A 22,602-nucleotide genomic window follows, 5' to 3' on the forward strand; every position below is an offset into this window, starting at 1 on the left:
TATTTAGTTAGTCCTTTCCGCTGACATTCGCCGAATGAGTTGAATTTTGAGAAACCTTTTCATCTTTCATGCTTGAATCGTCTTTTCGTTCCGCAACTCGAACAACGATTTCGCCGACAATAACTGCCAAAATGGTACCAATTAGAATCGGAACTTTGTTGGCCAACTCTGATGCTGAACCATTTAACGGTAAAATTGATAACAAAATTGTCGCAACAAGTAATACTTCAGGAACCCATGTCATAAGGTTGATCACGAATTTCCCACCGGGTACTTTAAATGGTCGTTCGCGTTGCGCATCGTCACGTCGTAACTTCCAAAATGCTGGAAACATCATCGTGTACGACAACAGCAGTGCCACTACATTTAATGCAAAGAATGCCCAGAAGATATTTTGATTTGGAATAAATGGCGACGCCACTACCAAAACTGAAGCAATAATCCCATTTAAATACCCAGTACCCACAGGCATTCCTTTAGCATCTTCTTTACCAAAGATAGCCGGCAATGCATGATCCTTAGCCGCATAGTTAGCAACGTAATTAACACCTAGCGCCCAGGAAACCATTTCTGATGCGAGAATGTAGAGAAACATAATGCCAATGATAACGACAAACCAGTTCATATGGCCAATCATCAGCACGAAACTATCAATCAAACCAGAAGAAGCTGACAACTTATCAGTAGGAATAGCAGCGCCCATACCGAACGCAGCCAATAAATAGAAGAAAGCAATTAATATACCACCATAAATAATGGCCTGTGGAATTTGTTTCTTAGGATTATCCATATCGTCAGCCATAGTTGCGACCACTTCAAAGCCCAAAAAATTGAAGATAATTACCGAAAGGTTACTTAAACTTGAAAGGTTTAGTTTCGGTAGCAAATTGGTTCCACTAAAGTTATTTGCTAAACCTTTAGTTGCTGCGAAGTAAATCCCCATAATTCCCAGCGACAATATCGTAAATATTTTAGCGAACGCCGCTAAATTCATAATCCATTTACTTTCACTGATTGGTTTATTGCCTAATGTAACAACCGTCCAGACGAAGGCGAGTTCGATGATACTAGTCCAGAACGTATTGAAATGAACTCCGAATATTTGTCCAGCAACTTCCGCAAATAGCACGCCAAGGCTGGCCATCCATAATGGATAATTTAACCAATAGAGCCATGCTAAACGACCACCCCAGCGACGCCCAAAGGCTTGTTTAACCCAATCGTATAAGCCACCATCGCCAACGTACGTCGTCCCTAATTCCGATGAGATGAGTCCGTACGGAATGAAGAAGAGAATTAGTAGAAAAATCCACCAAAAGAACTGTGATGGTCCAATGGCTGCAGCCGGCGCTGCTGATTCAACAACTAGTACCACAACGACTGCCATTAGCACCGCATCAAATAACCGAAACTTTTTCTTTTGCTTGTTCATCGTAATTTCCTTTCACGACACTACCAAAAGTGTTTGGAAATAGATTTAGTCACTGACAAGGTTGGTGTCCACTTGGTGGGCCAATAAATCGTCAATTTCGCTTTGATACTTTTTAGCTTCAGCATCTGAAGGATGTTTGATGCGTGGATTTAATAAGTAAGTAAAGATTGCACGCATGGCTGTCTTTCGATTACCAGCCTCTTCCCATGCTAATGAATAGTCAGAATCAATAACTTCATCTGTGACTTCCTCACCACGTGATGCAGGCAGACAGTGTAAGAATTTAACATGATCTGAAGCCTTAGCAACAAGATCGGCGTTTACTTGGTACTTTGGATAGAAGATCTTCATCCGTTCGTCCTTTGGCAACTCTGACTCATACAAGCCGTACCAAACATCTGTATAGATAAAGTCGGCATCCTTCAACGCTTCATCAGCATCTTCAGTAACAAGAACTGAACCACCAGATACTTCAGCGTTCTTTTTACCAATCGCTAACGTTTCAGGCTTAATCTGGAATCCTTTTGGTCCAAATTGAACAAAGTCCATGCCCATCTTGGTTGCCATAAACATCGTTGAAACACAAACCTGTGTTGCATCCCCGACAAAGACAATCTTGCAGTCACTTAATTTCTTGCCTTCTGGCAGATGCTCACTCATTGTGATGATGTCACCAAGTTCTTGCGTTGGATGGTTATAGTCACTCATAAAGTTAACAACTGGTACTTGAGCAAACTTACCAACTTCGGCAACCGCCTTGTGACGTTCAACCCGTGCACCAATGATATCTACAATGTTCCCTAGAACATGCGAAGTATCTTCAATAGTCTCATGACCACCCAGTTGAATTTGACCAGGAGCTAAGTATTGGGCGTGCCCACCCAATTCTGTCATTGCGGCTTCAGCAGAGGTCCGTGTACGAGTTGATGATTGTTCAAAGATCATACCTAATGTTTTATTTTTTAATACTTGCGGATAATAGCCTGCATTGATTGACTGCTTTAATTTAATACCCAAATCAATCATGTATTGAATTTCTTCTTTGGTATAAGTATTGGTGTCGATAAAATCACGTTTTTGCATAATGTTGTGCTCCCTTTTGATATTTATTTTTCTTGCTTACGAGGACAGCATAACGGGCAGCACGGTTAAATTGAAGCGCTTTCATAATATTCAAAACGCATCAGAAAAAGGGTGTAACGTGTTTCATTTGACGAAACATGTTACACCCTTTTTTATTCGTGTTAGTCTGCACCTTGAGCCTACTTTTACTTGGACGTGATTGATAATTTTCTGATATTGGACAAGTCCTTGTTACATTAACTTAAGTGGAATAAACCTTTATTGCATCAGGAACTCCTCAGCTTATTAATTAGACCAGCGTATTAATAAATAGCATGGCAGCATCAATACATCGCGCAGTGAATCAACAAGTTTTTGTGCCCCTTCTTTTGACAAGAGTGATTTCTAACTCATAAAATCAGTCATACCATTAAAGAACTAAAGAAATCCTGATTAGCTTCTTCCTTAAATATTATATTCTTTATTGACTTCCGTCCTTTAACGGTCCCCAAAAACAGTGCTTTAAGTCGGTCCAAAGTACTGAACTAAGATAAATGTCAGTCGATCATATGGCTGTTCAAATTTTAAATAGAAATTTGGTCGATAAACGCATAAAGAGCTAAAGGGATCCAAAACTTCCACTAAAATTAAAAAACTCCATCAGTATGGAGTTTTCATTTCAAATTCTATTCAAATATTCAATAACCTATTTGCTCCCCTTGAAAATCGGTATCTTTGTTTCGACAACTTTTGAAACATCCATCGGTTCAATACCATTCCGTAAAATGGTGTGCCACTGATCCCCAGGCGTACGCACTACATCATCCAAATAAAGTTCCATGTGCCAGCTTTCCGAGGCAACTGAACGATAACCGGCGTCTTGAATGAATTTTTGCAATTTGATGTTTGCTGGCCCAATACGGGTCAGTACCCCATTATTGCCAATCTGGGCTTCAAGTCCTTCAGAGAAATGAAGCATTCGGATATCCCATAAATATTGTTGATCAACGTTAGTGATGTCAAATTCAGCCGTTTGTAAAATTTCCTTGGTGATAAAGACTGGTTGACGAATCATGAGTTGATAACGCCACTCTGCATCACGACCAGGTGTGACTCGTTCCCACATGCCTGTAATGGATATCGTTTAAATGGTGTATACCCTTCTATCTCCAAGTTATTATCAGGTGCGTTTGCCAAATAATCAGCTACTTTATACAGAGCGTCTGCCTTCGCTGTGAAATCACGGTTATTCGGATCAGCTTTACCAACACCTGATAAAACAATATATGAACGGGTCGGTAAATCAATAATTGAACCTTTGTCGATATCATGGGTATATTCTTCCGGATCATCTGCTTGCCAATTAATTTCTTTATTTATCATTATTATCACTCCCAACAACAGCGTAGCATATTAGTGATAGCAATGAAAACGCTTTCTTAAATTCTGTTTATTTTTAAGTGTTCAGCTTAAAAAGTCTGTGGCTTCAAGGACCCTAACACATGCATCGTGTTTAATGTCACGCTGTACAATGTTGAGATAACCCTCTTTGGAATCACGCTTAAATAAAATTAATTCATTTGACATCTGATTAGCGCACAACAAGAAATCTCCATTTTTACTAAGATCAAAATCACGTGGAGAAACACCATCCGTTTTAATTGTCTGAATCTTTTCCAAATGTCCACCGCCATTTAAAACTTTATAAACAGCTAACGAATCATGTCCTCGGTTTGACGCATAAACAAATTTGCCATCAGCGGATACCCGAATCCCAGCAGATTGATTATGTCCGGCGTACCCTTCAGGAATATTTGAGTAATCATCAATTTGACTCAGCAAACCCGTTTCTGGATCATATTTCACGACTCCAGTACGACTGCCCACTTCATTCAAAACGTAGATGTAATTATTGGTGTTTTCATTAAAAGCTAGTTGACGGGGTCCGAAGCCCGCTTTCGTGTGAAATTCTGATACCGGACTTAAACTCGCATCATCATTTACATCAAAAATCATAATTTTGTCGGCACCTAATGAACAAACTATCAGGCGTCCATCTGGTAATAATCGTGTGTAATGAATATGTGCCGCATCTTGAACCGCTTTAGGCCCTCGTCCTTCAATTGGGTAACGATGCTCCGTAATAAACTGATAATTATCATCCAATTTCCAAGTATAAATGGCATTAGTATTATAGTTAGCGGCAAACACCATTTTTCGGTTCTCATCTAGATACACATATGATGGGACTGTGTAACGCAATTCATTCCAGTAATACAATTTTTTGAAGTAGTTATATGCTTCATAGCTGCCTTTGACTGATTGATCAAGCATCTTTTCGGCTATTAGTCGGCCCATGCCCGTTTTTGCATTAACATCAATGATACCAACGCCACCAGTGCTGTCATCCTTTGTCATTACCACCGCAATTTTATGATTTTTCAATCCGTAGTTAAAAAATGCTGGGTCATCTAGAGTAACCATTAATTTAATATCGGTCAATTGTTCCTTTTCAGTATCCAAACTCGCAACATAAATTCCTTCGGAATGATTATTTGGTGTGTAATTATCTGACGTATAGCCACCAAGTAAAAACTTATCAATCATAATAATTTCCCTCCATTATTCTGAAATTTTAATATTACTGAATAGTCACACGCTGGGATTTATCGATCGTTTCTGGCGTCAACTCTTGGCCAATACCAGGACGATCAGGAATATCAATGTGCCCATTTACAGGTTGAAAATCATCAAATTTACAAGTTGCACGATCCTTGGCATTGCGTGCCCGTTGATAAACTTCGTGAATCAAGAAGTTAGGAATCACCGCCTCAACTTGCAAAGCGGCAGCAACCGCAATCGGTCCACCGCACACATGAACTTGTGCATTAATGTCATACGTATAGGCCATATCACAAATCTTTTTTGCTTCTGTAATACCGCCAGCAAGACAGAGATCCGGTTGTGCTACCTTAATGGACCGATCTTCGAAGAATTTTCTAAAACCAAATCGAGTGAAGACACGTTCGCCAGCCGCAATTGGAATATTTACCTTGTTTGCAACCTCTAACGTGTTGTCTGGATTGAGCGTGCTAACTGGTTCCTCGTAATACATAATATCTAGGTCTTCCAATGCTTGACCAATCTTAATAGCCGATGTTGTATCAGAGTTAGCATGCATATCAATGATGAGACCAAGATTATCTCCACCCGCTTCTCGCATTGCTTTAACCCGATTATATGCAACGTCAACGATGTGTTTTGTGACCACCCCTTTGGTTTGCCAAACACCACCACCATCTGGCTGATCACTTAACATAATTGGATCGAATTTTAGTGCATCATATCCTTCCGCCATGATTTTTCGAGTAACCTCGGCGTATTCTTCTGGGGTTATCAACTTCAACTTATCAATGTGTTCACCCCAGTTATATTGGAGCTGGCTTGCATAAGCTCGCAGATGATCATTAGTTTTTCCACCGAGTAGTTCATAAACCGGCGTATTGTAATACTTACCCTTGATATCCCAGAGGGCGATATCAATTGCACTAATGGCCGCATTTACAACCACGCCACCAGCAATTCCCCAATAAGTAGCTGTAAGCAATTTATTCCAAATTTTTTCATTATTAAGTGGATCTTCCCCAATAATGACTTCACTGAAATCCTGTAACATCCCAAATCCACCTCGCCAGCCTTTTCCATAAGCTAAGCCTGCTTCGCCAAATCCAGAAATTTTTTCATCCGTGTTAATTCTGATAACTAAAGGGCACCAATCTTCTTTAGACCCTTGCCCGTTACCACTAAAACTAGGATCTTCACTAGGTATCTTCATAACGTCAATACTTGTAATCCTCATTAAAGTAGATTGTAAAATTAATCCGAACGCTGTTCGGACAAAAAAGATCAGCTTCCTTTAAAATGGTGTTTACAACAAACCCATCTTTTAGGAGCTGATCTTTTGTCTAGTATAACCTATTCCGAACGAATTAAAATCGAAACCTTTTGTGAACTAGGGCTGTCCAATATCCAAATGGGCGTTCGGCTGAACCGATCACCGTCAACAATTTCTTATGAATTATCTCGATGTCAACCTTATCAGGCTGAATTAGCACAAACAGATGCCGAATACAAGCGATCACGATGTGGTCGGAAAACTAAGCTGAGCGATGAGTTAAAGCAAACAATTCTCAACCATTTACATCTAAGCTGGTCACCAGGAATGATTGCTCACGAATTTAAACTAGCGACTAAATCTATTTATAATTGGCTAAATCAGGGGAGAATTGGTTTCTCCTTGAATGATCTACCTGAACATGGCGTACGCCAACGGCGTAACGTTGACCAACGATCCAAATATAATCAATCTTTGGGGCGATCGATTGAACAGCGTCCCATGATGATTAATCAACGTAATCGCATCGGTGATTTTGAACTAGATACCGTCGTTGGCCCTCGTGGGCATAGTAAGGCAGTTTTATTAACTTTAATCGATCGCAAATCACGGTTCCTTTGGGCATATCGGTTAAAGGACCGAACGACAGCGAGTGTTAATGAAGCACTGACTAAGTTCCTAACAACTTTTAATGGACCGGTGCACAGTTTTACTGTGGACCGTGGTACTGAGTTTAGTGGGCTAGTATCATTTGAATCACAATATGGTATTAAGACCTATTACTGTCATGCTTATACGCCAGCTGAACGTGGTAGTAATGAACGCTTTAATCGGAATTTACGTTATTTTTATCCTAAGGGGACTCGTTTTGAGCACATTAGTGCTCAAGATTTAACGACGACGTTACTCCAAATTAACCAGAGACCGCTTAAAATACTTGACTGGAAAACACCGTATCAGGTTATGCTGACCAATTTGTCCAAAAATTCGGATTAAATTTGCAATCTACCTTAAGTTCACCCTCCACTTTATTATCAGCAATGATAGTAACCGCTTTCATTTGCTAGTATGAGTTCACTAAATCACAATTCATAGAAGCGTTCTGTTCCCATGCTGAACTTAAAGTTCACGCTAACCCCAACAGAGTACCTTTTACTAACATAAAAGCCACTCTATCGTGATTCCATCAACAAAAATCATAACAAAGTGGCTAGTAGGTTTAATTATCAAAGAAAATTATTCTAGCGAACCATAGCAGGACGCTTAGGGTCAAACTTCCAGCCTGGAATTAAATATTGCATTGTGACTGCATCATCGCGAGCACCTAGATTATTGTCAACGTACAACTGATGAGCTTTCTTGATTGCTTCCATGTCAATTTCAACACCTAATCCTTCGTTGTCACGTGGAACAGTTAACTGACCATTTTTAATTTGATACGGGTTTTTGGTCAAATACTGCCCATCCTGCCAAATCCAGTGTGTATCGACATCATACACATTTCCAGGAGCAGCAGCAGCCGTATTTGCAATCATGGCTAAGGAAATATCAAAATGATTGTTTGAATGAATACCCCAGTTAAGATTGAACTCATCACAAAGTTGCGCAACACGCACCGCACCTTCCATCGTCCAAAAGTGTGGATCAGCCAACGGAATGGAAATCGAGTTTAATGCCAATGCATGTGACATTTGCCGCCAATCAGTGTCCACCATATTAGTCGCAACTGGCATGTGCGTTAATTGCTGAAACTCTGCCAAAATTTCACGACCTGAAAATCCATCCTCTGCACCACAAGGATCTTCGATATAGTGCAAATCTTTTTTCAATTCGTCTGCATAATGCAGGGCGTCCTTTAAATACCAGCCTCCATTTGGATCCAAATCAAGTTTGGCATCTGGAAAAGCCTCATGAAGGCCTTTGATAGCAGCGACTTCTTTTTCGCCATCAAACACACCCCCCTTTAATTTAAAGGTTTTAAATCCATATTTATCGTAGGATGCTCTTGCTAATCTGACTAGTGACTCAACATCGGTTACAGGTTTACGTCGGAGACGTCCCCATTCACTGGTATCGTCGTCATTCTGCAAATATGGCAGATCCGTTTTACTAGTATCACCAACCCAAAACAAATATCCTAAAACGCCAACATGCTCGCGTTGTTGACCATCACCCAGAAGCGCGGCCACTGGTACGTGCAAATATTTGCCGAGTAAATCTAATAAAGCTGTCTCAACGCCAGTTAATGCATGTACCATAATCCGCAGATCAAATGTTTGATTACCACGTCCGCCCTTGTCCAAGTATGAGAATTTATTCCTAATCTTTTGCAAAGTCGCTTTATACTCACCAATAGATGAGCCTTCAACCAACATCTTAGAATGTTCTAACGTATCAGTAATTTTTTGCCCACCTGGGACTTCACCAACACCTACAGCCCCGTTGTCAGCTGTCAACACAACAATGTTTCTTGTAAAGAATGGACCATGTGCACCACTTAAATTCAATAACATACTGTCATAACCAGCAACAGGAAAAACTTCCATTTTCTTAATTTTCGGAACGCTCATCATAAGTCCTTCTTTCTTTGTGATCAATTTGACTTTCAGTTACATTGTAAAATTTATGAAAGTGCTATCATAGTGCATGATAAGTCACTAGGTGAACAAAATGTTCACTTAAAATAATTCGAGGGAGTATTGCAAATGGAAGTCAATAATCTCAAAACCTTTCTAGCAGTAGCCAAGTACGGCAGTTTCAAGGCAGGATCCGGTGAATTTTTCCTATCTCCACGTGCTGTTTCAAAGCAAATGGATCAATTGGAAAATGAACTTGGCGTTCAACTATTCTTGCGAAACAAAAATAGTTCTGAATTAACTACAGAAGGCAAAAAGTTTATCGTCGCAGCTCAAGATATTGTTAATACGTACAATAACGAGCTTAACCGCATTCAGAGTGAGCAACTTGAATCTAACCATCGCATTCGAATTGGCTTTGCATCTGCTAACCAAGAAATTGAATTACAGCGCCTTTTACTCCCTGTACTCAAAGAAAACAAGAAAGTTAATATAGACTTTGTTCAGGAAAGCGGTCGGCGATTGGTTAAACTTGTTGCAGCCGGTAGCTTAGACATTGCTATTTCCCCTTTTTACGATTTAACTGACCCATTAGTCACGAAACTTGGACGTGTCAGTTTAAAGCGTGGCGAATTAGTAGTCGGCGTCAGTAAGCTGAGCCGCCTAGCTAATAAAGAAAGCATCAGCAACAATGATTTAACAGATCAAAACGTTTTCTACTATTCACCATCAGACTCTGACTTTATGCAGGATGTCTTTCTCAATAAATTTCCAGACTTATTTTCCAAAAATCAAATCAAGCGATGCTCATCACTTGAACTGCGAGATGCTTATGTTGCTGCCAATAAAGGAATCGGCTTTTACCCAAGCCCGTTTATAGATATTGAAACAGTACGCAATCCGTTGCTCAATTTCATTCCATTACAGGAAACTGATAATAACCACTACTCTTCGAATTTGTTCTATGACAAAAACACAAAAAACAAGTTTCTCTTACGCTTAGTAAAACAAGTCCGTCAAAATTATTCATAATGTTAAGTATTAACTTAATAACCCTCAACACTGCAGATTACGAGGAAACGGTGTTAAGGGTTATTTATTTTTGGGGAATAAAAAAATAAGAATCAAATTCACAAGTGCCCATTTGTAAATTGAAATCAAAAAAATAAGCTCATTTACTCGCATCACTTCGGAAACGCTTTCCTTACCGATATTGTAAGCTCTCATCCATGTGTCTTTTTGGTTCATCTCATGTACTAATGAGCACTGTGCTTTAGTGAATTTCCTCACTAGAATGAAAGTTATAACGAAATTCATTTTAGGAGGAGTCGTAATGAAAAAGGTACTTTTAAGCGAAAAGATTGATGATGTCGGAATCAAATTACTTCAAGACAACGGATTTACAGTAACAGTATCACCAAGTACTGATGCTGAGACCATGAAAAAGGAAATCAGTGATGCCTATGCAGTAATAATGCGATCATCTGCACTAACCAAAGATATTATTGACGCAGGCAAGGAACTCAAAATAATCTCACGCAATGGGACAGGTATCAATAATGTTGACGTTAATGCCGCCACCGCTAATCACGTTTTAGTGGCCAAAGTAAATGGTGCTAATGCATATGCCGTAGCAGAATACGTTATCAGTACCATGCTTTTGCTTAGTCGACGTCTACTAACATCTGACCATTTGTTACATGAAAAGAAAAATGAATTAAAAGGTCTTTCTTTACCAGGCTTTTCAACAGAATATGGTTTAAACGGTCATGAGATTAAAGGAAAAACTCTAGCAATTCTTGGATTAGGACACATTGGTCAAGTACTTGCAAAACTTGCACAAGCCTTTGGAATGAATGTCATTGGCTATGATCCTTATTTGAAAACTGCACCGGTTCCCCTGCTTGGCAGTTTAACTGAGATTTACAAACAGGCTGACTTTATTTCCGTTAATATGCCACTTACGGTAGATTGCAAATTTAATCCGAATTTTTGGACAAATTGGTCAGCATAACCTGATACGGTGTTTTCCAGTCAAGTATTTTAAGCGGTCTCTGGTTAATTTGGAGTAACGTCGTCGTTAAATCTTGAGCACTAATGTGCTCAAAACGAGTCCCCTTAGGATAAAAATAACGTAAATTCCGATTAAAGCGTTCATTACTACCACGTTCAGCTGGCGTATAAGCATGACAGTAATAGGTCTTAATACCATATTGTGATTCAAATGATACTAGCCCACTAAACTCAGTACCACGGTCCACAGTAAAACTGTGCACCGGTCCATTAAAAGTTGTTAGGAACTTAGTCAGTGCTTCATTAACACTCGCTGTCGTTCGGTCCTTTAACCGATATGCCCAAAGGAACCGTGATTTGCGATCGATTAAAGTTAATAAAACTGCCTTACTATGCCCACGAGGGCCAACGACGGTATCTAGTTCAAAATCACCGATGCAATTACGTTGATTAATCATCATGGGACGCTGTTCAATCGATCGCCCCAAAGATTGATTATATTTGGATCGTTGGTCAACGTTACGCCGTTGGCGTACGCCATGTTCAGGTAGATCATTCAAGGAGAAACCAATTCTCCCCTGATTTAGCCAATTATAAATAGATTTAGTCGCTAGTTTAAATTCGTGAGCAATCATTCCTGGTGACCAGCTTAGATGTAAATGGTTGAGAATTGTTTGCTTTAACTCATCGCTCAGCTTAGTTTTCCGACCACATCGTGATCGCTTGTATTCGGCATCTGTTTGTGCTAATTCAGCCTGATAAGGTTGACATCGAGATAATTCATAAGAAATTGTTGACGGTGATCGGTTCAGCCGAACGCCCATTTGGATATTGGACAGCCCTAGTTCACAAAAGGTTTCGATTTTAATTCGTTCGGAATAGGTTATACTAGACAAAAGATCAGCTCCTAAAAGATGGGTTTGTTGTAAACACCATTTTAAAGGAAGCTGATCTTTTTTGTCCGAACAGCGTTCGGATTAATTTTACAATCTACTATATGCTCATCACCTGATGGGTTTTCAATTCAAATTCCCAATCAAAACCAGACTCAAATCCGATCCTACTCAGGTTCCTCAATCTTTTACCATCACGTATGAGTTTATATTCTTTCATTGACTATTATACCATATATTCTATTTTAGAATATTCTTTCGGATTGATTTCTGTTTATTTTCAGTGTTACCCATTACATACGCAAAAGAATTCCCTTTTAATCGTCCACATAAGGCACTTGACCATCCGAAATACTAAAAAAGACATCACTCACAAAAGCAACGCTTTCATGAATGATGTCTTTTACCGAACTCAAAATCGATAACTTACTTATTTATATTCTGCCTTAATCTCATCCAGTGTTGGAATTGAAGGCTGTGCACCAAGACGTTGAACAGTAATTGATGAAGCATGGTTAGCAAACGTAATGGCTTCACGCATGTTACTGAAGTCTGGCTTCAATTGTGAACTTAAAGCGCCAAGGAATGTGTCCCCGGCAGCTGTTGTGTCAACGGCCTTCACTTTGAATGCATCAACGAAACCACTACCGTTCTGGTTCGCATAAAAGGCGCCACGAGCACCAACGGTAATGATCAGTTCCTTACAACCCATTTGGGCGAACTTAGCGGCGTTCAACAACATTGAAGCGGCATCAGTCACTTCGATACCGGTGATGGTTGCGGATTCTGTTTCGTTTGGTGCAATCAAATCAGTGACCTTTAATAGATCAGCTGGGATCGTTGGGATCGCTGGTGCTGGATTTAAGATTGTCGTGACGCCAACGGATTGTGCGCACTCGAATGCATACGTCGTTGTTTCAATTGGTGTCTCAAATTGAGAAATTAAGAAATCGGCATCTTTAATCACATCTTTGGCAGCATCAACATCGGCCTTGCTTAATGACTGGTTAGAACCAGCGTAAACAAGAATCGAGTTTTGACCACTTTCTTGCAATAAAATGAAGGCTTGACCAGAACCGCGTTGTTCATCCGTCGTGACATGTTCAACACTAATGTTGTCTGACTTCAAAGCATCGCGCAATACCTCTGCTGCATCGTCAGCACCAACTTTACCAATGAATGACGTTTGTGCGCCAGCACGAGCAGCAGCAACAGCCTGGTTAGCCCCTTTACCACCAGGAGCTGAGCTTTTATCCGTCATTTCCATAGTTTCGCCGCCAAGTGGCAGACGTGGAATCCGTAAGATGGAATCCATGTTTAGACTTCCTAATACAACGACTTTGTTCGCCATAATTGTCCCCTTTAATATTCAATAATAAACCGTATAAATTGTTCCATGACTAATTTACCATAAAACACCTAAACAAGAGTAGTGCCTACGATGCTTTTAGTGTTCCGCAATAGTTTCTGGATGTGCAACTTCGTAACGATGTTCAAAGAAGAAGTATGTCGTTACGATAACGAAACAGATAAGTGGCACGATGAATGAAAATTGCATTGTCGTCAGATCAGAAACGGCACCCTGCAACAATGGCATCACTGCACCACCGATGATGGCCATAACCAGAATGGCACCAGATGTTTCGGTGTACTTCTTTTCGGTAACTGTGTCCAGTGTGTGTGCATAAATTGTTGGCCATTCAGGACCGAAGAAGAAACTGGCTAAGATGGCAGTGTAAACGGCAGTCATGTTTGGAATCAAGAAGGTTGCCAACAATGACAATGTTCCTAGGAATGAATAAACGGTCAAAACTTTCGTAATTGAGAAACGGTTCATCAACCAGTTGGCCACCACTTTACCAAAGAACCACATTGCGTAACTGAAAATCATAAACGTTGAGGCAGCAGAATCACTAATTGAATGGTTTAGGTTTAAGGCCAAACGAATGGTGAATGACCAAACGGTTGTCTGCATACCAACGTAGAAAAATTGTGCCATAACACCACGTTGATAACGTTTGTTATGAGAAAGATACTTCAGTGTTTCACGTAATGTTACCTTTTCAGCCTTTGTATCAGCAGTTGTTGCCTCTTCAGCGCCTTCTGCAGTGGCCTTAGCGGCTGGCATTTTTGTAAAGGCAATAATCACAAAGATAATCAGCAGCACGCCAAGAATGTACTTGTAAGGTTGCAATGTGAGCTGCAACATTTTTTCGCCATAAGCCTGACGAGCGGCTGGCGCCATATGAGACATCTTTTCAGATAAGTTCCCACCGTTACCAAAGATCAGGTATTTTCCTAGCACGATACCCAACATATCACCAAGCGGCACTAAAGTTTGTGAAAAGTTTAACCGCGCGTTGGCCGTCTTTTTCGGTCCCAGCATGGACGAGTATGTGTCACACGCTGTTTCCAGAAAACTCAACCCAATGGCAATCGCAAAAATAGCAACTAGGAACATGCTGTAGGTTGCCATCCGTGATGCCGGGAAGAATAAGCTACATCCGACAATGTAAGCAAACAACCCAATCATAATGGCAAACTTGTATGAACTTTTTTTAATAACAAGCGATGCCGGAATGGCAATTAAGAAATAGCCACCGTAAAACGCACTTTGAACAAAGGCTGTTGCCAAGTCGTTCAGTTGGAAAACTGTTTTAAACTGAGTAATTAAAATATCGTTCAAACTGGCAGCCGCACCCCAAAGTGGGAAAATCATTGATACCAGTAAGAAAGTAAACATTGGTGTACGGGATAAGTACCCGTCTGATAATTGCTTAACCGAAGTTTGTTGCATGTTCGTCTCTTCCATTTCTATGCTCCTATAAAGTGATGGCTGACAGTTAGAATGTCACGCCACTCTCCAAAATGATGTTTGAGTACGCCGTCATTTCGCCAGTGCGAACAAAGGCGTGTGTCTTACTGAGGTCTTTTTTCAATTCGCTGTGCGGTACAAACGTAATTGGTGTGTCAGGCAACAATTGCTTAATAGCTGTCAATTGTTCTGGATTAACCGTTTTGATTTCTTCGGCCAAATAAATGTGTTGTACTTCTAATTCGGCCAAAACATTCTTTAGAACGTCGATAAAACTTGGCAATTGTTTGGTAACTGCTAGATCAATTTTCTCTGTTCCTGCGGGTACCGGCATGCCTGCATCCCCAATTGATAACCAATCCATGTGACCCATATTTGAAATCACACGCGATAGGTCTGAGTTAATTACTGTTGTCTTCTTCATTGTGTTTCTCCCTTCGGTTTGGATAACTTTTACATTGGTAAAACGTTTTACTTAAATAATTTTAAGTGAGCTATGACAGCTCACTGTTTTTGGTAAAACGTTTTATTGAAAATCAATGTGAAAAATATATCATAGTTTGGAAAGGCTTTCAAGTGTTTTCTTGAATTAATTTTACTAGTCTGTGTTCACTTCCTGCGTCACAATTGTTACCGCTCAAACGTTAACTTGATTGTGTAGCCCGTTGCGTCGACTCCACTCTTCTACAAACCAACGCAAATATTATTATTTGGAACTAGATTATGCTAAATTTATGGTGGTAATGGTTGATACCTCAAGCATACACGAGAAAGGTCAAATTAATGAGAACAGTTAAGATTCAAACCATCGACTCACACAACTTTTTGCCCTTGCCATTCGATATTCATCCGAAAAATGATACCTTTGACGTTCTACAAGGACGTGACGGTGCCGTTATTTACTTACCGAGAGGACACAATCCCTTCACAGATAAAGAATACGTTGCCGCACATAGCGGCAGTGAACTTGATGAAGGATTCAATATCAGTCCAGACGAATTTGTCTGATTTTTCATTCCACTACTTCGTTTTCAACTGAGTACTAGTAACTTTGGTTTAGGTCAAAAAAGGACACTAAGTTCAGTTTTAAAATGAACATTTGGTAGATTGCAAATTTAATCCGAATTTTTGGACAAATTTGTCAGCATAACCTGATACGGTGTTTGCCAGTCGAGTATTTTAAGCGGTCGCTGGTTAATTTGGAGTAACGTCGTCGTTAAATCTTGAGCACTAATGTGTTCAAAACGAGTCCCTTTAGGATAAAAATAACGTAAATTCCGATTAAAGCGTTCATTACTACCACGTTCAGCTGGCGTATAAGCATGGCAGTAATAGGTCTTAATACCATATTGTGATTCAAGTGATACTAGCCCACTAAACTCAGTGCCACGGTCCACAGTAAAGCTGTGCACCGGACCATTAAAAGTGGTTAGGAACTTAGTTAGTGCTTCATTAACAGTCACTGTCGTCCGATCTTTTAACCGGTATGCCCAAAGGAACCGTGATTTTCGATCGATTAAAGTTAATAAAACTGCCTTACTATGCCCACGAGGACCAACGACTGTATCTAGTTCAAAATCGCCGATGCGATTACGTTGATTAATCATCATGGGACGCTGTTCAATTGATCGCCCCAAAGATTGATTATATTTGGATCGTTGGTCAACGTTACGCCGTTGGCGTACGCCATGTTCAGGTAGATCATTCAAGGAGAAATCAATTCTCTCCTGATTTAGCCAATTATAAATAGATTTAGTAGCTAGTTTAAATTCGTGAGCAATCATTCCTGGTGACCAGCTTAGACGTAAATGGTTGAGAATTTTTTGCTTTAACTCATCGCTCAGCTTAGTTTTCCGACCACATCGTGATCGCTTGTATTCGGCATCTGTTTGTGCTAATTCAGCCTGATAAGGTTGACATCGAGATAATTCATAAGAAATTGTTGACGGTGATCGGTTCAGCCGAACGCCCATTTGGATATTGGACAGCCCTAGTTCACAAAAGGTTTCGATTTTAATTCGTTCGGAATAGGTTATACTAGACAAAAGATCAGCTCCTAAAAGATGGGTTTGTGGTAAATGTAAAAGGCACCCGTAAAATGTAGGAAAACGGCAGGTTAGAACTGTTGGTTTTCCTACATTTTTTGTATCATGAATCACATCAGAGTGTAGGAGGAATTTGATGTGAGACGTGATTTAAGAGAAGGAGTGACGATTTACGTGACTGAAAATATTAAGCCTAACTTCGCCGAGATTGCCCGGCAATATAATGTTGATTATCGAACCGTTAAGAAAGCCTATGAGGAAGTCAAAGCTGGACTTAAGGGCCGACCAAGTGGTCGACCGAAACGGCCAAGTTTACTGGATCCATTCAAGCAAACCATCGATTCAAAGCTTGAACTAAATTGTTCGGCTGCTTCAATTTTTAAATTTATCCAGAAGAAGGGCTTTACCGGCAGCTATACCCTCGTGAAAGATTATTGTCGCCAAACCCGCCGAGAACGAGTTAAGAAAGCTACCATTCGGATTGAACATTCCCCTGGTCTCTCTGCTCAAGTTGACTGGAAAGAAGAAATGGCCCTAGTGAGCAGCGAGGGTGAGCTGTTTAAATTCAATATTTTCTTGTATGTATTGCCTTATTCAAAACTCAAATATATGACACTAACCTTTGATCGGAGCCAAGATACCCTCTTTTCTTGCTTACACGACGCTTTCCTTCATACCGGAGGTATTCCGACGGAAATCTGGTTTGATAATATGAAAACCGTTGTGGATCATACAAAATCCCAGTTTGGCCACGCTGTCTTTAACGAACGGTTCCACGAATTCTGTAAAGATGCCGGTTTCACACCAATTGCTTGTCGACCATTCAGACCACAAACTAAAGGTGCAGTTGAAGCCCTTGCTCGCACGGTTGAACGTTTACGGCCATACAATACTGAATTTGCTGATGGAACTGAGCTAATCGAACTAGTTCATATGCTCCGAGATGATCTAAATCATGAAACTTCGCAGGCCACGGACGAAGTCCCGTACCTGAAATGGTTAGACGAAGAAAAAGAGTACCTTCATCGCGTTCCAGTTAATCTCCTTGAACCATACTTCGAAGAAAACATTACCCGTGTCGTTTCGAAGGAGGCCATGATCAATTTCCGCAAATGTAAGTACTCAGTAGATCCGCGATACATTGGTTGTACGGTTGCTGTTGAAATCTCCAATGATGAGCAGCGCATTCACATTTATTATAACGGAGAAGAAATTCGTACGCACTCCATAACTACCAATTCGCTGAATTATGACCCCCAAGATCAGTTCAATATCCTCAAATCTGATTTGCTTAAAGGGCGGACAGATGAAGACATTTCAGCTTACATTCGTGAACATATGACTGATTACGACAACTTATAGGAGGCTACCATGACCACTAATAATCAAATTCTTTTAAATAATCTTGAGCGCTTAGGGTTAAACAAAATCCGTGAATACTTGCCGAATTACCTTGATCAAATTCACACTGATAATCTGTCATTAACTGAGGCGCTAATTGATTTAACTAATTCGGAACTCCAGAATCGACACGAAGGTCAGATTGCACGGGCCATTGGCCGTGCTCGGTTCCCCAATACAAAATCCCTAGATACATTTGATTTTAGCTTTCAACCCAGTATGAATCGCCAAGAGGTTCTGGAATTCCAGAATCTGGCTTTTATGGAAAAGTCTGAAAACTTAATCTTTATTGGCAATCCGGGAGTCGGTAAAACCCACTTGGCAATTAGTATTGGGATTGAGGCCTGTAAACAGGGCTGTCGGGTTCTCTTTATTAATTGTCATGAGCTGTTGATTAGATTGAGAGCAGCTTACGAAAAAGGACTGCTTGATCGATCTCTAAGCCGCTATTCGCGCTATGACCTATTAATTATTGATGAAATTGGGTATTTGCCAATTGGTCACCAAGAAGCTAACCTCTTATTTCAGCTAGTCAATGCCCGCTATGAAAAGCATTCAACGATCATTACCAGCAATAGTGATCTATCCGCTTGGGTTGATATTTTCCAGAACCCAACTGTGACAGCAGCCATTCTCGATCGCTTGGTTCATCATGTTCACGTAGTGAAGATCACTGGTAAATCTTACCGATTACGTGGCCTCAAGTAACTGCCGAAAACCTACATTTCTTTCTGCCGAAAACCTACATTTTTAAACTGCCCTTGACAGTAAACACCATTTTAAAGGAAGCTGATCTTTTTTGTCCGAACAGCGTTCGGATTAATTTTACAATCTACCATTTAAGTACAAAAATTGACCCACTAGGAATCGATCATATTTCTAGTGAGTCAATTTTAATATACGTTTTAATTTGTTCTACCAAAAACCAATTACTTTAGTCCAAAGTAAACCACCGGCAAGCCAAATGACGTTGAACATAACCCCAAAAATGGCACTCAGTTTCCACCAATCTTTAGACGTTACATAGCCAGTGGTTGAAAGCATTGCCGCTGGACCAGCGAAAGGGAATAGACATTTTGCAATAATTTAGGAATTGATCCAAAAAAAATTTTGACACATACGTCATCGTAATACTGCGGTCAAAGCAAAAACTCCCTTACACTGGTCTGTCTAAAAAGCTCATGGCATGATTTCACGCCATGAGCTTTTTGCATTAGTAAAGATTAAAAGCAAAATGGTTAATTAGAACCCTATTCCAAAAATTAGACAGTAATGCTTGTTTTATTTAAACCTAATTATTAGGCTGCATCACTCCATATCGGTCATACTTATTCGTTTAAAATGAGTTTAGATCACGTTTACTGCGGAAAAAAATTACTTAACCTTACTCAACGCATCCTTAACCGCCGTCTTAACAGCCCGGCTGGATGACGAAGCACCGGAAACGGCATCAACGTCAGCCGTGTTTTGCGCGACGATTTCGCGGGGAATCTCCTCCACGGCCTTACGACCAACGTCTTCGCTTTCACTTTCCTGCAACACTTCGACATTTTTAATGTGTTGATCTGCATATGTTACCCGAACCACGATTTGACCACCAATACCGTTGTTAGCACTACCTAGATATTGGTTATCGCCAACCGTGTAGTTGGTAGAATTATCCACCAAATCGTTGCCACCAAGGTCAGTCTCAGAATCTTCATGAATCGAAGCAGACGTATCCGCATCTGTAGCTGTTTGGTCAGAATCACTAACCGTATCCTGCTTTGGTGCAGCGGCGTTTTCACCGGCGATCTTGCCGAAAATTAAACATTCGGCAAGATTACCACCACCATTATACTGATTGGCATTGATGCCACCAAACTCACCGGCAGAATATAGATGGGGAATTGGTTCACCGTCAGCATTTAGCACTTCAGCCTTCGCATTTCGTTTGGCACCACCCTGGGTATTAAGCATTGCAGTGGCCAGTTCAACAGCATAATATGGTCCGTCATCTAATGCACGCATGCTATCGCCGTCACGACCCAATTGATCATCGCGACCTGCATCGGCAAAGCGATTAAAGGAAACCACCGTTTGTGACAACACTTTAGGATCAGCCTGAATCTTCTCCGCAAGCTCTTCAATTGAGTTTGCTTTAACGACCAACTTACAGAAGTCAGGATATGGCAACTTACCCTGTCCTTTGATCGTGTCGTACTGGGCTTGGTCAAAAATTAGATGAGGATGCGCGTAAACCGTTGGGTTATGCCATTGACCATGTTCGTAAGCATGACCATGACGGCCATTTTCATCCTCACGTACATAACGACTACCATCATCCGCAGCAATAAAAATACTGCCATGCGATAGTTCGGGCCAGGCGCCAAGAATAAATTTGCCCCGTTCTTCAGTCGGATTTTCAAACGTAAAGCCAGTGTCAAAACCGTATCCTTCATAACTGTGCATATGCCAGAAACTAGCGCCAACTTCTTGTGCCATCCGAATTCCATCACCCTTGTTGTACAAGGTCCCAATCACCTTCAACTTAGGTACGCCAATGAAGTTTTGAATATCGTCATTATTATTTTCAAATCCACCCATCGTCATGACCACACCATTACGGGCCGCAATGTTAACCTCATGACCATTGCGCTTAACTGTAACACCCGTAATCATCTTTGATTTGGGATCTTGAATCAAACGCATTGCCGGGCTCTCCAACCAAACGTCAATCTGGTCAGTCCGATCCGTCACGTGCTGACGCAAGTTCTTCCATAATGTGGCGTCAAAGAAACCATCATGTACGGTTGTCAAATCGATCGCGTCGGCTCCATCGAATTCTGGATATTCTGGCGAAAGGCCATGTGCAAAGTCCTGCCAACCTGGATCACGATGCGTTTTGTTGTAACTAACCGGTTCATCGACATCGAGATAATCATGCATATACGCTGGAATTTGATTAATTCCGTCGACATACGTATCCAACATTTCATCTTCTATTTTAATACCGTTAAACATCTGCTTGAAATAACGCTTGGTCTTAGCACGATCATGCCCAGTTAGAACGACCTGACCAGCGTAACGTGTATTACCACCTTCGTGCCCTAATGGCGCTGCATCTACTAATAAGACCTTTGCCCCATTATCGGCAGCGAACCGACTGGCAGTTGCGCCAGCTGCGCCAAAGCCAATGACAACGACATCATATGTTCGTGCCCAATTTATTTTTGCCATCATATTTCCTCCATATTTGATAACGTACTCGAATCAGTTAATTCGCTTGCTTGTTGAATAATGAGCAATCCATTCTAAATGCATTCAACTGACTGCTTTATATCGCACACCATCATTGTTACTGGTTTTGCCCCAATTGTGAAATATCTTTTTAAGTGAGATGATATGCCTAAAATGGCATAAAGATTAGAGGCTCTTTTAATGACGACAATGAATCAAAATCAACAATTACTGTGCATTCTCAGTTCGCTACAAACGACTGGTAGCATTTCTGATACCGCAAACGAAATGTATCTGACGCAACCAAACGTTAGCAAACAACTCAAACGGTTCGAAACTGAGCTTGGTGTCCGTTTGGTCGATCGAAGTACCCATCCCCTGTCATTAACAGCTGCTGGCAATTACTATCTCAATCAAATGAGTGTGTTAATGAGCCAGGTTGATCGTGTCGTTACCACTACACAGGCGTTTAAAACGGCGAAACATGCAACGCTTCGCTTAGGAGTTACCCAGTCACTTGGCTCAATATTGTTGCCAAACTTATTGCCAGCATTTCACCGTCGCCATCCTGAAGTCACTCTTGAATTGCATGAATTGGCCCCAGCACAAGGTGAACAGGCATTGACCAGTAATCAACTTGATATTTACTTTGGTGTTGCACCAACGCCACAACCCGAAATCACACACATTCCACTATATTCGGAGGGCTGCACACTGATAATGCCTAAAAATGCGTTGGCAAACGTTAATAGTCAAGATGTGACCACCAATTTAGAGGCAATCCTATTCAATTTTGCGCGCCAAGAAATGATTGTCGAACGCGGTGATTCTGGTTTCCAACGAATTGTTTCAGGCTATCTGGCTGCTCATAACATTCATCCATGGCGTACGTTTGTCACGGCAAACTTGATTACCGCAGAACGCTTGGCTGCCAAAGGCATGGGGGCTGCCATTGTACCAAACTCACTTGTTGAAACTGCTAAACTAACAGCCGATGTAACAGCCATTCATTTGCCCAGCGATGAATTGAGTCTAAGCGTCGTCGCACAAATTAATAAGCAGGCGGCCGCAAATGCTGTGACTACTGACTTTCTGCAAATGGATTTCAACCTATGAGCACAATACTATGCCGGGCCACGTCCACCATTAAAACTGAATGAAAATTGGTTTCAAGAAAAACAAACACTTTCTCCTTTACGTATGTTTAAGTAATGCCGGATCAACGATTAATTATCGCTGTCCCAAACTTAA

20 protein-coding genes are annotated in these 22,602 nt (G+C 40.8%); 7 read left to right on the forward strand and 13 right to left on the reverse strand.

Translation table 11 applies throughout. From position 1 onward, the window contains the following. Positions 1–7 precede the first annotated feature (7 nt). From ABUE36_RS08665 to ABUE36_RS08690, 6 genes are all read right to left on the reverse strand, one after another. Positions 8–1,432, reverse strand: a complete 1,425-nt coding sequence (locus ABUE36_RS08665; RefSeq protein WP_421016607.1) for an APC family permease — start codon at positions 1,430–1,432, stop codon at positions 8–10. A gap of 45 nt (positions 1,433–1,477) precedes the next feature. Continuing rightward, positions 1,478–2,515 carry a putrescine carbamoyltransferase gene (gene ptcA, locus ABUE36_RS08670; protein ID WP_421016608.1) on the reverse strand — a complete coding sequence of 346 codons (1,038 nt, stop codon included), beginning with the start codon at positions 2,513–2,515 and terminating at the stop codon, positions 1,478–1,480. Between the two features lie 685 nt (positions 2,516–3,200). Continuing rightward, on the reverse strand, positions 3,201–3,569 hold the full coding sequence (locus ABUE36_RS08675; protein WP_421016609.1) for a hypothetical protein: 369 nt from the start codon (positions 3,567–3,569) through the stop codon (positions 3,201–3,203). Next, complete coding sequence (locus ABUE36_RS08680) at positions 3,566–3,877, reverse strand: hypothetical protein (protein WP_421016610.1); 312 nt, start codon at positions 3,875–3,877, stop codon at positions 3,566–3,568. The genes ABUE36_RS08675 and ABUE36_RS08680 overlap by 4 nt, the downstream gene beginning before the upstream one ends. Positions 3,878–3,958: 81 nt before the next feature. Then, entirely contained in the window at positions 3,959–5,101 is a 1,143-nt protein-coding gene (locus ABUE36_RS08685; RefSeq protein ID WP_421016611.1) for a lactonase family protein, read from the reverse strand. Positions 5,102–5,135: 34 nt separating this feature from the next. Continuing rightward, positions 5,136–6,329, reverse strand: coding sequence for a mandelate racemase/muconate lactonizing enzyme family protein (locus ABUE36_RS08690; protein ID WP_421016612.1), 1,194 nt, complete (start codon positions 6,327–6,329; stop codon positions 5,136–5,138). A 126-nt stretch (positions 6,330–6,455) separates the two neighbouring features. Between ABUE36_RS08690 and ABUE36_RS08695 the strand changes: the two genes are divergently transcribed. Further along, entirely contained in the window at positions 6,456–7,385 is a 930-nt protein-coding gene (locus ABUE36_RS08695) for an IS30-like element ISLpl1 family transposase (protein WP_096109805.1), read from the forward strand. Between the two features lie 245 nt (positions 7,386–7,630). Here ABUE36_RS08695 and ABUE36_RS08700 read toward each other — a convergent pair whose 3' ends face one another. Then, positions 7,631–8,959 (reverse strand): enolase C-terminal domain-like protein, encoded by a 1,329-nt coding sequence (locus ABUE36_RS08700; RefSeq protein WP_421016613.1) that lies wholly within the window; start codon positions 8,957–8,959, stop codon positions 7,631–7,633. Positions 8,960–9,094: 135 nt separating this feature from the next. Here ABUE36_RS08700 and ABUE36_RS08705 point away from each other — a divergent pair, with 135 nt between their 5' ends. Both ABUE36_RS08705 and ABUE36_RS08710 read left to right on the forward strand, forming a co-directional pair. Then, positions 9,095–9,997 (forward strand): LysR family transcriptional regulator, encoded by a 903-nt coding sequence (locus tag ABUE36_RS08705; protein WP_421016614.1) that lies wholly within the window; start codon positions 9,095–9,097, stop codon positions 9,995–9,997. A gap of 301 nt (positions 9,998–10,298) precedes the next feature. Beyond that, a complete protein-coding gene (locus ABUE36_RS08710) occupies positions 10,299–10,979 on the forward strand; it encodes an NAD(P)-dependent oxidoreductase (protein ID WP_421016615.1) in 681 nt (226 codons plus the stop codon). On the opposite strand, the gene ABUE36_RS08715 is transcribed toward ABUE36_RS08710, so the two are convergent. The 4 genes from ABUE36_RS08715 to rbsD all read right to left on the reverse strand — a co-directional run bounded on the left by ABUE36_RS08715 (position 10,945) and on the right by rbsD (position 15,110). Next, the gene (locus ABUE36_RS08715; protein ID WP_421016616.1) at positions 10,945–11,874 is read right to left on the reverse strand and encodes an IS30 family transposase; all 930 of its coding nucleotides are present in this window, start codon (positions 11,872–11,874) and stop codon (positions 10,945–10,947) included. The genes ABUE36_RS08710 and ABUE36_RS08715 overlap by 35 nt on opposite strands. Positions 11,875–12,301: 427 nt before the next feature. Next, positions 12,302–13,222: a ribokinase gene (rbsK, locus tag ABUE36_RS08720; RefSeq protein ID WP_421016617.1), complete on the reverse strand. Its 921-nt coding sequence runs from the start codon at positions 13,220–13,222 to the stop codon at positions 12,302–12,304. A 96-nt stretch (positions 13,223–13,318) separates the two neighbouring features. After that, a complete protein-coding gene (gene fucP / locus ABUE36_RS08725) occupies positions 13,319–14,683 on the reverse strand; it encodes an L-fucose:H+ symporter permease (RefSeq protein WP_421016618.1) in 1,365 nt (454 codons plus the stop codon). Between the two features lie 31 nt (positions 14,684–14,714). Then, positions 14,715–15,110 (reverse strand): D-ribose pyranase, encoded by a 396-nt coding sequence (rbsD, locus tag ABUE36_RS08730; protein WP_017262869.1) that lies wholly within the window; start codon positions 15,108–15,110, stop codon positions 14,715–14,717. 359 nt (positions 15,111–15,469) lie between these two features. On the opposite strand from rbsD, the gene ABUE36_RS08735 reads away from it, so the two are divergent. Further along, entirely contained in the window at positions 15,470–15,694 is a 225-nt protein-coding gene (locus ABUE36_RS08735) for an antitoxin of toxin-antitoxin stability system (protein WP_161000919.1), read from the forward strand. Between the two features lie 107 nt (positions 15,695–15,801). Here the strand turns inward: ABUE36_RS08735 and ABUE36_RS08740 are convergent, their stop codons facing one another. Next, on the reverse strand, positions 15,802–16,731 hold the full coding sequence (locus tag ABUE36_RS08740) for an IS30-like element ISLpl1 family transposase (protein WP_421016461.1): 930 nt from the start codon (positions 16,729–16,731) through the stop codon (positions 15,802–15,804). A 138-nt stretch (positions 16,732–16,869) separates the two neighbouring features. Between ABUE36_RS08740 and istA the strand changes: the two genes are divergently transcribed. Continuing rightward, positions 16,870–18,093, forward strand: coding sequence for an IS21 family transposase (gene istA / locus ABUE36_RS08745; RefSeq protein WP_003555353.1), 1,224 nt, complete (start codon positions 16,870–16,872; stop codon positions 18,091–18,093). A gap of 9 nt (positions 18,094–18,102) precedes the next feature. Further along, positions 18,103–18,840: an IS21-like element helper ATPase IstB gene (istB, locus tag ABUE36_RS08750; RefSeq protein ID WP_014386885.1), complete on the forward strand. Its 738-nt coding sequence runs from the start codon at positions 18,103–18,105 to the stop codon at positions 18,838–18,840. A gap of 666 nt (positions 18,841–19,506) precedes the next feature. Here istB and ABUE36_RS08755 read toward each other — a convergent pair. Next, entirely contained in the window at positions 19,507–21,351 is a 1,845-nt protein-coding gene (locus ABUE36_RS08755; protein WP_421016619.1) for an FAD-binding protein, read from the reverse strand. Positions 21,352–21,552: 201 nt separating this feature from the next. On the opposite strand from ABUE36_RS08755, the gene ABUE36_RS08760 reads away from it, so the two are divergent. Further along, positions 21,553–22,467 carry a LysR family transcriptional regulator gene (locus tag ABUE36_RS08760; RefSeq protein WP_161000922.1) on the forward strand — a complete coding sequence of 305 codons (915 nt, stop codon included), beginning with the start codon at positions 21,553–21,555 and terminating at the stop codon, positions 22,465–22,467. The last annotated feature ends 135 nt before the right edge of the window (positions 22,468–22,602 follow it).

This window comes from Furfurilactobacillus cerevisiae (assembly GCF_048961765.1).
Taxonomy (GTDB): Bacteria; Bacillota; Bacilli; order Lactobacillales; family Lactobacillaceae; genus Furfurilactobacillus; species Furfurilactobacillus milii_A.

Bases quoted from the DNA above. Each gene is read 5' to 3' on its own strand.
- ABUE36_RS08685 (WP_421016611.1), bottom strand. From the start codon at position 5,101: ATGATTGATAAGTTTTTACTTGGTGGCTATACGTCAGATAATTACACA.
- rbsK (WP_421016617.1), bottom strand. From the start codon at position 13,222: ATGGCGAACAAAGTCGTTGTATTAGGAAGTCTAAACATGGATTCCATC.
- ABUE36_RS08735 (WP_161000919.1), top strand. From the start codon at position 15,470: ATGAGAACAGTTAAGATTCAAACCATCGACTCACACAACTTTTTGCCC.
- rbsD (WP_017262869.1), bottom strand. From the start codon at position 15,110: ATGAAGAAGACAACAGTAATTAACTCAGACCTATCGCGTGTGATTTCA.
- ABUE36_RS08760 (WP_161000922.1), top strand. From the start codon at position 21,553: ATGACGACAATGAATCAAAATCAACAATTACTGTGCATTCTCAGTTCG.
- ABUE36_RS08705 (WP_421016614.1), top strand. From the start codon at position 9,095: ATGGAAGTCAATAATCTCAAAACCTTTCTAGCAGTAGCCAAGTACGGC.
- fucP (WP_421016618.1), bottom strand. From the start codon at position 14,683: ATGGAAGAGACGAACATGCAACAAACTTCGGTTAAGCAATTATCAGAC.
- ABUE36_RS08710 (WP_421016615.1), top strand. From the start codon at position 10,299: ATGAAAAAGGTACTTTTAAGCGAAAAGATTGATGATGTCGGAATCAAA.
- ABUE36_RS08700 (WP_421016613.1), bottom strand. From the start codon at position 8,959: ATGAGCGTTCCGAAAATTAAGAAAATGGAAGTTTTTCCTGTTGCTGGT.
- ABUE36_RS08665 (WP_421016607.1), bottom strand. From the start codon at position 1,432: ATGAACAAGCAAAAGAAAAAGTTTCGGTTATTTGATGCGGTGCTAATG.
- ABUE36_RS08690 (WP_421016612.1), bottom strand. From the start codon at position 6,329: ATGAAGATACCTAGTGAAGATCCTAGTTTTAGTGGTAACGGGCAAGGG.
- istB (WP_014386885.1), top strand. From the start codon at position 18,103: ATGACCACTAATAATCAAATTCTTTTAAATAATCTTGAGCGCTTAGGG.
- ABUE36_RS08755 (WP_421016619.1), bottom strand. From the start codon at position 21,351: ATGGCAAAAATAAATTGGGCACGAACATATGATGTCGTTGTCATTGGC.
- ptcA (WP_421016608.1), bottom strand. From the start codon at position 2,515: ATGCAAAAACGTGATTTTATCGACACCAATACTTATACCAAAGAAGAA.
- ABUE36_RS08675 (WP_421016609.1), bottom strand. From the start codon at position 3,569: ATGATTCGTCAACCAGTCTTTATCACCAAGGAAATTTTACAAACGGCT.
- ABUE36_RS08680 (WP_421016610.1), bottom strand. From the start codon at position 3,877: ATGATAAATAAAGAAATTAATTGGCAAGCAGATGATCCGGAAGAATAT.